The following is an 11,585-nucleotide window of genomic DNA, read 5'->3' as shown; positions in this document are numbered from 1 at the left end:
GCGCGCCGCTCCGTTTGGATCGAATCCGATGCAACTGGCGCGGCGCGCCCCGCTTGCCTTAACGAAGTCTCAATCCCCCGGGCGCACCCTCGGGCAATAGCGGTGCGGGGCAAGACCGCGGGCATTCATGCCCTCGAACAGGAGCGATCGGAATGCAGGGATTTCTGCCATCGGCCGTCATGGCCGCCGTACTGACATGCGCCGCCGCAACGGCGACCGCCGACACCCGCACCACGCCGGAGCCCCCGACCGGTGCCGGCACGCGGGCCGTCGCCGCCCCGCCGCCGGGCCATCAAGGCCAGTGGTGGACCCATCCGCGCGGATGCGAGTATTCGCGCGCCGGCCGGCCCGGTGAAACCGTCTGGTTCGTGATCATCAACACGCGCCGCCCGGGCTGTCCCACCTATATCGTCGGGACAAGCCCCTACGACGACATGTACTGATCCGGACAGGCACGGAATTGCCGTTCCCCGGACACACAGTGGTCCGGGGGCACCCGATCAGGTCCGCCAGAACAGCGGCATCAGCAAGACGAGGACCGAAACGACCTCAAGCCGGCCCAACAGCATGGCAAGGATCATCACCCACTTCGCCAGCCCCGGAAAGGCGTCAACGGCGCCGGTGGGGCCGACATCCGGGCCGAAGGCCGGGCCAATATTGAACATCGACGTCCACGCGGCAGTCAGGGCCTGCGTGAATGACAGGCCCACCAGCTCAAGCGTCACGGTGAAGACTCCGAACGCAAGAATGTACACCGTGAACAGCAGCATGACCGAGTGTAGCACATCGTTGTCAACCTTGCGGCCACCATACCGCATCACGCTCACGATGTGCGGAAAGAAGATGCGCTTGGACTGGACCCAGATGGAGGTGAAAAGGATCTGGTAGCGGAAGACCTTGATCGAACATCCGGTCGACCCGGTACAACCGCCGATGGCACCGACGATCAGGAGAACGGTAAAGGGCGCCGCCCCCCAGGCCGTGATATCACCATCCCCGTACCCGGTGCCCGAAAAGATCGACACGACGTTGAACAACCGTTCGCGGAACCCCTCCTCGGTGAGGTGTCCCGCCCGAGCAAACTCGTAGAGCGCAACGGCGCCGACGGCATAAATGATCCAGCGGATATAGGCTCGGCCCTGGCTGTCACGAAAAAAAGACCCGAAATCGCCCCGGACGGCCTGCATCAGGCGCACGAAAGGCAGGCTGGCCAGAATCATGAACAGGACGCAGGCATATTGCGGCAGGCCGGGAAACGCCGCGAAGGACGCGTCACGTGTCGAAAACCCGCCCGTCGAGACCGTTGTCAGCGCATGCGCGGTTGCGTCGAAAGCCGGCAGGCCGAGCACCAGATAGGCCAGCATGCACACAACCGTCAGGGCAAGGTAGATGTTCAGCACGCCCTTGGCGATATCCGCCGCCCGAGGCAGGACCTTGCCAAAGGTGTCAAAGCCTTCGGACACGAAAAACTGCATCCCACCGACGCGCATCACGGGCAGGAAGACCAATGCCACGATGACGATCCCCAGCCCCCCGAGCCATTGCAGGATGCTGCGCCACAGCAAGATCCCTTTCGGCAGGTCGTCGAGCCCCACGAACATGGTGGTTCCCGTGGTCGTCAGCCCGGACATGGATTCGAAAAAAGCGTCGGTGAAGGTCGCGTTCGTCGCCCCCAGCATGAACGGCAAGGCTCCGAAAATCGGCAAGACCGCCCAGACCCCGCTGGTCAGGATGAAGGCCTGCCGAATGCTCAGCCCGGCGCGCACGCCGTTCCGGCACGCGAGCGCCACGAGCCCCCCGATCAGAACCGTCAGGATCGCGCTTTCGGCGAACACGGCCCAATGCCCGCGCCCCTCGGCGATGTCCACCACCATCGGCAGGATCATCGTCAGGCCCAGCGCCATGACCATCAAGCCGATGACATATCCCACGGGTCGCAGATCGAACATGCGGCAAAGCCTTGGCGGCGGGGCCTGACGGTGTCAAGCGCAACCGCGCCCGGCCTGTCAGCCGGGCAGGATGTCCTCGAAAACGAATGCCGGGATGTCCTCGCGCGCAAGACCCAGTTCCGCCAGTTCCGCGTCACTCAGCATCGCCAGCCGCGCCACGCTGGCCAGCCTGTTCCGGCTCAGCATGTAGGCGTTCATGCCCTGCGCGCGCTCGGCCAGGAAAAGGTCCAGGTCGCGCCGCCAGCTCGTGGGCAGAAATCCGATTTCCGGAATGTTCGACGTCATGGAAACCCCCTTTCGACAAGGTGTCCGGTTTCCTCCCCGGCCCGAGTATGCCCTATCCGCCCCGCCGCGGGAACCGGTCACGACACGGCGCGCCGGTACTGCGGCCGTCGCGCCACGCGGGGCGCCGCGGCTATTCCATTTTCTTGCGGACATGACGGATGACAAGCCAGACGGCCAGCACCACCGGCAGCGTCACCGCCGCCGTGACCATCCCCTTGCCCACGCCGAACGCCTCGCTCAGCGGGTAGAGCAGGTAGCCCGCCAGCGACACGGCGTAGTAACTGATCGCGACAACGCTCAGCCCCTCGACCGTGCGCTGCAGGCGCAGTTGCAGATCCGCCCGGCGGTTCATGCTTTCCAGCAGCTTCTGGTTCTGCGCGCTGCGCTCCACATCCACGCGCGTGCGCAACAGGTCGCCCGCGCGCATCGCGCGATCGGCCATGGCGTCCAGCCGCTCCTTGGTCGATAGCACGGTCCGCATCGCCGGCTCATACCGGCGCATCATGAATTCCGAGAACGTCTGACGCCCCTCGAACCTTTCCTCACGCAGCACCGAGATGCGCTGCCTGACGATCTGCTCGTAGGCTTTCGTCGCCCCGAACCGGAACGAGGATTGCGCCACCATGCCCTCCAGTTCGGCCGATACCTCCAGCAGGTCGTCCAGCGTGTCCTCGGCACGCGTGGCGCTGTCGGGCATCGTCCCGATCAGGTGGCTCAGCCGCTCGTCGAGTTCGCCCATCCGCGGGTTCATCTCCTTCACGCGGGAAAAGCCCAGCATGGACATAGACTTGTAGGTCTCGATCTCGCACAGCCGCTGCACGACGCGCCCCACCCGGCGCTGCCCGGTCTGCGGCGCCACCGTCACCGCGAAACGCTGGTGCCCCGCCGGATCGATGCGGAAATCCCCGGCGATCACGGCAGCATCGTCCAACACGCGCGCCACCGCCACGCTTTCGGGAACGAACCACTCGGCGATTTCCTTGCGCACCGTCTCCTTGTCGCGCCACGGCGCGACCCGGATCAGCGCCGAGGTGATGCGTGCGCCCGGCGCCTCGCTCAGCCAGTCGTCGGGGAATACCTCGAAATCGGTCGGGTCGAAGGGCCGCGCACTCAGCCCGTCCGCGAAGGCGGTGTAAGTCACCATCTCGGTATGGCTTTCCCATTTCAGCATGTGCCGGCCGATCTTGCCGAAGAAATGCGTGGCCCCAGGTTGCGGGTGCGGCGCGCCGTAGCGGTCCAGCAACGCCACGAGATGCGCCATGTCCGCGTCCCGGTCCCGGCCCGCGGCACTGTTCACGCGCTTGATCGCGAGGAAGGCCGCCGTGGTCGGCACAGTCAGCGACGGGAAGGGGCGCGCGTGCAGTTCATTGGCCAGACTGTAGCGCAGAGGATGGTCTTCGATGCGTGCCATTGGGGGGCCTTTCGACGCGGTGTTGGGTCTTGTTGCCAGATTATGCCGCGATGCCGCGAAGGAAACAGTGCGCAAGGTGTCCCGGCGCATACTTGCATTCGGGCAACACGGCGCGGCGGCCATCACGGCGTCTGAAACGGAAAGGGCACCCGAACGGGTGCCCTTTCACACTGATTTGGCCGGGACGGGTCAATCGACAAGCGTCAGCAACTTGCTCACGCTGTCCTTGGCGTCGCCGTAGAACATGCGGGTGTTCTCCTTGAAGAACAGCGGGTTCTCGATACCCGAATACCCCGCGCCCTGCCCGCGCTTGGAGACGAAGACGTTCTTGGCCTTCCAGACCTCTAGCACCGGCATCCCGGCGATCGGGCTGTTAGGGTCGTCCTGCGCGGCCGGGTTCACGATATCGTTCGAGCCGATGACGATCACCACGTCGGTGTCCGGGAAATCGTCGTTGATCTCGTCCATCTCGAGCACGATGTCGTAGGGCACCTTGGCCTCGGCCAGCAGCACGTTCATGTGGCCCGGCAGACGCCCGGCGACGGGGTGTATGGCGAACCGCACTTCCTTGCCCTTGGCGCGCAGCTTGTTGGTCAGTTCGCTGACCGCCTGCTGCGCCTGCGCCACCGCCATGCCGTAGCCGGGCACGATGATGATGCTGTCGGCCTCGTTGAGCGCCTGCGCCACGCCGTCGGGGTCGATGGCGACCTGCTCGCCCTCGACCTCGGCCGCCGGGCCCTGCGCGCCGCCGAACCCGCCGAGGATCACGCTGATGAACGAGCGGTTCATCGCCTTGCACATGATATAGCTCAGGATCGCCCCCGAGGAGCCAACCAGCGCGCCGACAACGATCAGCAGGTCATTGCCAAGGCTGAAGCCGATGGCCGCCGCCGCCCAGCCCGAGTAGCTGTTGAGCATCGACACCACCACCGGCATGTCGGCGCCGCCGATTCCCATGATCAGGTGATAGCCGATGAAAAGCGCGAGGATGGTGAGCAGGACCAGCGTCCAGCTGCCCGCTCCGCCGAGGTACATCGCGGCGAAGATCACCGACAGCGCCACAGCGCCCGCGTTCAGGACATGCCCGCCGGGCAGTTTCTTGGCGGCCGAATCGACCTTGCCGGCCAGCTTGCCGTAGGCGACGACCGAGCCGGTGAAGGTCACCGCGCCGATCCAGATGCCCAGCACCAGCTCGACCATCAGGATGCTGACCTCGACCCCGGTCTTTTTGGCCACGATGGCCGCGAACCCCGAGAACGTCTTGGCGAATTCCGACGCCTCGGGCGTCACCTCCTCGGGCCGCGGGAAGGCGAGGCCCTGCCCGCCGAAGGCCGCCGCGACACGGCCCAGCTCGATATCGGCGTTGAAGCCCACGAAGACGGCGGCAAGCCCCACGAGCGAGTGCATGATCGCCACCAGTTCGGGCATCTGCGTCATCTGCACCCGCGTGGCCAGCTGGTAGCCGACAAGCGACCCGGCCGCGATCAGCAGGATCGACAGCCACCACAGCCCGGCCCCGGGGCCGATCAATGTCGCCAGCACGGCGATCGCCATGCCCACGATGCCGTACCAGACCGCGCGCTTGGCGCTTTCCTGCCCGCTCAGGCCGCCGAGGCTCAGGATGAAAAGAACAGCCGCGACCACGTAGGCCGCAATGGTAAATCCGTAATCCATTGTCGCCTCCGTCTCAGGATTTCTGGAACATGGCAAGCATCCGCCGCGTGACGAGGAAGCCGCCGAAAATGTTGATTCCCGCCATGAAGACGGCCAGCGCCGCCAGCACCGTGATCAGCACCGAGCTTGAGCCGATCTGCATCAGCGCGCCCAGAATGATGATCGACGAGATCGCGTTCGTCACCGCCATCAGCGGCGTATGAAGGCTGTGGCTGACGCCCCAGATCACCTGAAAGCCCACGAAGACCGACAGCACGAAGACGATGAAATGCTGCATGAAGCTGGCCGGCGCCACGAGCCCCGCCGCCAGCACCAACGCCCCGCCAATGCCCAGCAGCGTGACCTGCCGCTTGGTCTGCTCCTTGAACGCGGCCAGTTCCTGCGCGCGTTTTTCCTCGGGGGTGAGTTCCTTTTCCGGCTCCTTCTTGGGCGCGGCGGCAATCGCCTGCACCTTGGGCGGCGGCGGTGGAAATGTCACCTCGTCGGCATGGGCCACGGTGCAGCCGCGGATCACGTCATCCTCCATATCATGTACGACCTGTCCGTCCTTTTCAGGTGTCAGGTCCGTCATCAGATGGCGGATGTTGGTGGCGTAAAGGCTCGATGACTGGGTCGCCATCCGGCTCGGGAAATCGGTGTAGCCGATGATCGTCACGCCGTTGTCGGTGACGATCTTGTCGTCCATCACCGTCAGCTTGCAGTTCCCGCCCTTCTCGGCCGCAAGATCCACGATCACGCTGCCGCGCTTCATGGATTTCACCATGTCCTCGGTCCAGAGTTCCGGTGCCTCGCGGTTCGGGATCAGCGCCGTGGTGATGACGATATCGACCTCCGGTGCCAGTTCGCGGAACTTGGCCAGCTGCGCCTCGCGGAATTCCGGCGAGGACGGCGCGGCATAGCCGCCGGTGCCCGAGCCGTCCTGCTGCTCCTCGTCGAAATCGAGATAGACGAACTCGGCGCCCATCGATTCCACCTGCTCGGCCACTTCCGGGCGCACGTCGAAGGCATAGGTGATCGCGCCAAGACTGGTGGACGTGCCGATCGCGGCCAGCCCGGCCACGCCGGCCCCCACCACCAGCACCTTCGCCGGTGGCACCTTGCCCGCCGCCGTCACCTGCCCGGTGAAGAACCGGCCGAAATTGTTGCCGGCCTCGATCACCGCGCGGTAACCCGCGATATTGGCCATCGAGCTGAGCGCGTCCATTTTCTGAGCGCGGCTGATCCGCGGCACCATGTCCATCGCGATGACGCTGGTGCCCTTCTCGGCCAGCATCTGCATCTGGTCCTCGTTCTCGGCCGGCCAGAAGAAGGAAACAAGCAGCTGGTCCTTGCGCAGCCGCTTGGCCTCGGTCTCCGTCGGCGGGCGCACCTTGGCCACGATATCCGCGGCCTTGTACAATTGCGCGGCGGTCTTGATGACCTCGACGCCGGCTTCCTCGTAGGCGGCATCGGCAAAGCCCGCCGCCTTGCCCGCGCCGGTCTCGATGGCGCAGTCATAGCCCAGTTTCTGAAGCTGCCGGGCCGAGTCGGGGGTCATCGCGACCCGGGCCTCGCCCTCCATCACTTCCTTAGGTGTTCCGATCTTCAATCTCGTCTCCCCCGTTATCTCGTCCTGTTTCTGGTGTTATTCGGGCGGCACCGCGGGCCGATCACCCGGCCTTAGATACCATCAGCACCGCTTATTCCACATTTTTCCACCGGTTTCGATGCAAGGAATGTCGCATTCGGTCATATCCACCGCCTTGTCTTTTCGCAGTAGCGCGCAAACTCCATGCGGAACGCGCGCCGCATCCGGTCTTCCTCGGGTTCGATGAAGCGCTTTTCGATGATCCAGACGAAGACCGGAATCAGCGGCAGCGACAACACCGCGTCCCAGCGCAGGATCAGCCCGGCCAGCACCAGCGCATCGCCCAGATAGATCGGGTTGCGCGTCCGGCTGAAGATACCGGTCTGGATCAGCCTTTCGGGCGTGTGATGCGGCACCACGGTCGTCTTGTGCTTGCGGAACTCGGCCACCGCCAGCAGCATCAACAGCACACCGCCGCCCACAAGCACCCCGCCGGCAAGGTCCGACCACGCGCCGCCGAACCCCAGCCCGAGCGTGGAATACGTCGACTGCCACCATGCCAGCGCGATGGCCCCCGCCAGCCAAACAGGTGGCAGGTCGATCCATTTCAGCATTCCGTCTTCCTCCGCTCCGGGGCCGCCCGGCGCGGCGCCGCCCGTTTTTGAATATCCAACGTCACCATCTCTACGGCAATGGCGGCGCCGCAACAGACGTCTTTTCGTCGCGCTTGGCCCGCCTCGGTTGACCACGAATAAACCCGATTCGCATCGCAGTTTTGCCTCGGACGATTTTTATCGAATGGGTCGGAAAAATAATGTTCCGCCCCGCCGGATCGCACAGCGTGACTGCGGCAGGTCACCTGTGTCTGCCCGCAAGGAGTAATGAGCATGCCCCAGGGGTATCTCGTCCAACTGTCTGACAATTCGCTTGATTCCACCGATTCGATCGCCGGCCCCCTCACCGGTTTCCTGATCCAGCAGGACCTCGGTGCGGGCGACTGGGTCTGGTCCGGCACGTGGAACGGTCAGACCTTCAACGACGTATCAGAACCCGGCCAATTTTACCACGCCACGGACGGCAACGTCTATTTCGTCCCTGATTTCGGCGCCGTGGACACGATAACGGCCGCCAAGGTGGAATCCGCCCCGGCGGGCGGGTTCACGTCGAACGACGGCGTGGTCGGGGGCACGACCGGCAGCGACAGGATCGACCCCAGCCAACCCGACACCGACGGAGACCGCGCCGGCGCCACGGACGACACGATCAGCAGCGGCGAGGGCGACGACACGGTCAAAGGGGCCGCCGGCGCCGACACCATCATCGCCGGAGGCGGACAGGATACCGTCACGGGGGGCGATGGCGCGGATGTCATCCACGGCGGCAGCAACGGGGCCGCGCCGGTCGTCGAAACGCTGAACTGGAGCGCGCTCGACACCGACGGAACCGACCTTTCGGGCGGCTTCACGCTCAACACGGGCGAGATGGATGTCACCGTCGGCTTCACCGATGACGGCGACAACTCCCCCACTTTCCGCGTCGAGACGACGGACCCGATGTACACCGCCACCGGAGAGTCCTTCGCTACCGATTCCAGCCTCGATCTGTTTGCTCAGGGCGCCGGCGCCTCCTCGACCACCACCATCGACTTCGCGGCGACCTCGGGCAGCGTCATGGACGACGAGGTTCAGAATGTCGCTTTCCGCATCAACGACCTCGACTGGGGGGACGGAAATCACCGCGATATCGTGACGATCGACGCCTACGACGCCGATGGGGCGCCGGTGGCTGTCACCCTCGATACCGGCGGCGGACAGACGGTTTCGGGAAACACGGTCAGCTCGGATAACACCGCCACGGCCACGGATGATCTTGCAGGGTCGGTCCTGGTCGAGATGGACGGCCCGGTTCAGAGAATCGAAATCGCGTACGAGAACGGGCTCGGCAACACGCAGGCGATCAACGTCACGGATATCCGGTTCGAAACCGTCCTGCCTGAAGACGGGGCCGACAGCCTTGACGGCGGGACCGGCGCCGACCGGATACTGGGGGCGGCCGGCGCGGATACCCTCGACGGCGGCGTGGGCGCGGACACGCTGGTTGGCGGCACGGGCGATGACGTGATGCGCATCGCCGAGGGCGACACGGCTGACGGCGGCGCCGGCGATGACCTGTTCGTGCTAGAGGACCTCGGCGAAGACGGCACCGGCACAATCAGCCTGACGGGCGGCGAGACGGGCGAGACCGGCGGCGACACCCTACAACTGACCCCCGAAGTGACCTTCGCGGACCTGACCTTCACCAACACGGACGATATGGCGGGCGGGCTGTCGGGCAATTTCGCGATGGCCGACGGCACCGCGGTCACTTTCTCGGAAATCGAGAACATCATCTGTTTCACCGCGGGCGCGCGGATCCTCACGCCGCGCGGCGAGCGGCCGGTGGAGACGCTGTGCAAGGGTGATCTCGTCATCACGCGGGATCACGGGGCCCGGCCGGTCCGCTGGATCGGGCGTCGGACGGTCGCCGGTCACGCCCGGTTCGCGCCGATCCTTGTTCAACCGGGTGTCCTGGACGGCGCGACGCGGCCCTTGCGCGTTTCCCCTCAGCACCGGTTTCTCTTCGCCGGCTACAAGGCACAATTGCTTTTCGGCGACCCCGAGGTGCTGGTCGCCGCCACGCACCTCGTTGACGGCAACGCGGTGATCAAGGCCCCGTGCGATCAGGTCACCTACTTTCACCTGATGTTCGACCGGCACGAGATCATCTACGCGGAAAACGCCGCAACGGAGAGCTTTCAAGCCGCGGAAATGGGCCTTTCGGCCGTTTGCGATGCCGCCCGCGAAGAGATATTCAGCATCTTTCCCGAATTGCGCACGGGCGCGGGCGCCGAGGCGGCACGCCCCTGCCTCAAGCAGCACGAGGCACGACTGCTCGCAACCGCCGAGGCCAGATGCATGAACGCGGCGTGATTGCGGCGCTGCGCCGTCGGCGGACCATCCTATCGTCACACCCGACCCGGAATTCCGCCCAACTGCGCCGTTAGCATTTCATAAGAGGTTGCCGGCTAAGGTGCCGCTGCGCCGCGTAGTCAGCACGGCGCCCTCCGACGAGGCAGAATCGCGTGCGGAAACCGGGACGCCGGGCACCCGTACGAAGGCAAGGTCGAGGCATGAGACCCATTTTCGGACAAAGCACGCGCCGTCGCATGTGCCTGGGCGGCCAGAGGGCGGATCACCCCAGCGATACCGGCGACAGCAGGTTCGACAACGCCACCCACACCCGCCTGCCGACCCCGGTCAGGACAGCCACGCGACGGGTGACCGGCCGGCCCGGGCTGAAACCGGCGGCGGCAGCATCAACATCTCTTTTGCCAAAACGGGGCCAACGCGGATGCTGACCTGGGCGCCCTCGTACGACGACATCACTTTTGCCGCTTCCGACGCTTACGCGGGCGATCTGTCGGGCCATTTCGGGATGGCGTCTGCGACGGCGGGGGGCGGCGCGGAAATCGACAACATCATCTGCTTCACCCCCGGCACCCGCCTCCTGACGCAATTCGGCGATCGCCCCATCGAAACACTGGCGGTGGGCGACATGGTGGTGACACGCGATCACGGCCTGAGGCCGATCCGCTGGATCGGCCGGCGCGACCTCCCGGGGACGGGGCGCTTCGCACCGGTCCGCATCGCGCCGGACATGGCCGGCGGCGACACGTGCGGCGGCCTGCTGATATCCCCGCAGCATCGTATCCTGTTCACCGGGTACACGGCCGAATTGCTTTTCGGCGAGTCCGAGGTGCTGGTTGCGGCCAAGCATCTCGTCAATGACAACGATGTGCGGATCGTGCCGCGGGCAACGGTGACCTACGTCCACATCATGTTCGACCGGCACGAGATCATCTATGCAGACGGCATCGCCGCCGAAAGTTTCCACGCCGGGGACGCGGCCATCACGGCCATCGACGCGGCCGCGCGGGAGGAACTCTTTGCCGTTTTCCCCGAGCTGCGCATCGCGGCGGGGCGTCATCTGGAAACCGCCCGAACCTGCCTGAAGAAACGCGAGGCCGCGCTTCTGGCACGGGAATCAGCCCGGAGCCTCACCGTCTGACCCTGCCGACCAATCGTGCAGCACGGCATGCAGCGCGTCCCAGTCGGTATATTCCTTGTCCGCGTGCGGATCGACCTCTTCGCCCTTGCGCGACGCGATCCATCGCATCGCCCATGAGCGGAAGAAATCGTACTGCGTGAAGCGAAAGGCGCCGGCGACCTGCGCTACCCTGTCCGGCCGCCAGCCCGTATCGCGAAAGAAACGGTCGGCGATCGCGTCCAGCTCGGCCAGCTCGTCCGGGTCATCCCCGGCCGCCGCCAGCGAAACCGACAGGAAAAGCGTGCGGCGCCCTGCCAGCGCAGCGGCATGGTATTCCACGAAGGCGCGCATTCCGGCCTGATAGGCCCCAACGTGAACCGATGCCGCGAGGATCGCGGCATCAAACCGCCCGAGGTTGAGGTCATCACCATCCGCAGCGGCAAGCAACTCGACCGCGTGACCGTCATCGACCAGCTTGTCCGCACAGAACCGGCATATGCGCCGGGTCTGTCCTTCGGTCGTGGCATAAGTGATCGCAATCTTCATCACGCGGTCCTCCCGTGGCCACGCCTTGCCGCGGAATCCCGGCTCTCGCATTGCTCGGGATCAATCA

At 65.3% G+C, this 11,585-nt stretch carries 10 protein-coding genes; 3 read left to right on the top strand and 7 right to left on the bottom strand.

What is annotated here, in order from left to right; genetic code table 11:
* Positions 1-152: 152 nt before the first annotated feature.
* A complete protein-coding gene (locus ACH107_RS04425) occupies positions 153-443 on the top strand; it encodes a hypothetical protein (RefSeq protein WP_412504808.1) in 291 nt (96 codons plus the stop codon).
* Between the two features lie 57 nt (positions 444-500).
* On the opposite strand, the gene ACH107_RS04420 is transcribed toward ACH107_RS04425, so the two are convergent.
* The 6 genes from ACH107_RS04420 to ACH107_RS04395 all read right to left on the bottom strand — a co-directional run bounded on the left by ACH107_RS04420 (position 501) and on the right by ACH107_RS04395 (position 7,500).
* Entirely contained in the window at positions 501-1,949 is a 1,449-nt protein-coding gene (locus ACH107_RS04420) for a TrkH family potassium uptake protein (RefSeq protein WP_412504807.1), read from the bottom strand.
* Positions 1,950-2,006: 57 nt separating this feature from the next.
* The gene (locus tag ACH107_RS04415) at positions 2,007-2,234 is read right to left on the bottom strand and encodes a DUF1127 domain-containing protein (protein ID WP_412504806.1); all 228 of its coding nucleotides are present in this window, start codon (positions 2,232-2,234) and stop codon (positions 2,007-2,009) included.
* 130 nt (positions 2,235-2,364) lie between these two features.
* Complete coding sequence (locus ACH107_RS04410; protein ID WP_412504805.1) at positions 2,365-3,645, bottom strand: DUF3422 family protein; 1,281 nt, start codon at positions 3,643-3,645, stop codon at positions 2,365-2,367.
* A gap of 189 nt (positions 3,646-3,834) precedes the next feature.
* Positions 3,835-5,319 (bottom strand): NAD(P)(+) transhydrogenase (Re/Si-specific) subunit beta, encoded by a 1,485-nt coding sequence (locus tag ACH107_RS04405; protein ID WP_412504804.1) that lies wholly within the window; start codon positions 5,317-5,319, stop codon positions 3,835-3,837.
* A 13-nt stretch (positions 5,320-5,332) separates the two neighbouring features.
* Positions 5,333-6,907 (bottom strand): Re/Si-specific NAD(P)(+) transhydrogenase subunit alpha, encoded by a 1,575-nt coding sequence (locus ACH107_RS04400; protein WP_412504803.1) that lies wholly within the window; start codon positions 6,905-6,907, stop codon positions 5,333-5,335.
* Positions 6,908-7,047: 140 nt separating this feature from the next.
* Positions 7,048-7,500: a methyltransferase family protein gene (locus ACH107_RS04395; RefSeq protein WP_412504802.1), complete on the bottom strand. Its 453-nt coding sequence runs from the start codon at positions 7,498-7,500 to the stop codon at positions 7,048-7,050.
* Between the two features lie 267 nt (positions 7,501-7,767).
* On the opposite strand from ACH107_RS04395, the gene ACH107_RS04390 reads away from it, so the two are divergent.
* Both ACH107_RS04390 and ACH107_RS04385 read left to right on the top strand, forming a co-directional pair.
* A complete protein-coding gene (locus ACH107_RS04390) occupies positions 7,768-9,855 on the top strand; it encodes a Hint domain-containing protein (RefSeq protein WP_412504801.1) in 2,088 nt (695 codons plus the stop codon).
* Between the two features lie 421 nt (positions 9,856-10,276).
* Positions 10,277-10,993, top strand: a complete 717-nt coding sequence (locus tag ACH107_RS04385; protein WP_412504800.1) for a Hint domain-containing protein — start codon at positions 10,277-10,279, stop codon at positions 10,991-10,993.
* Here ACH107_RS04385 and ACH107_RS04380 read toward each other — a convergent pair.
* On the bottom strand, positions 10,970-11,518 hold the full coding sequence (locus tag ACH107_RS04380) for a flavodoxin domain-containing protein (protein WP_412504799.1): 549 nt from the start codon (positions 11,516-11,518) through the stop codon (positions 10,970-10,972). The two genes, ACH107_RS04385 and ACH107_RS04380, sit on opposite strands and share 24 nt — an antisense overlap.
* Positions 11,519-11,585: the final 67 nt, after the last annotated feature.

Source organism: Roseovarius halophilus (ex Wu et al. 2025) (assembly GCF_047086965.1).
The sequence above is the reverse complement of the archived record's forward strand: the minus strand, read 5'-3'. Positions and strand labels throughout refer to the sequence as shown.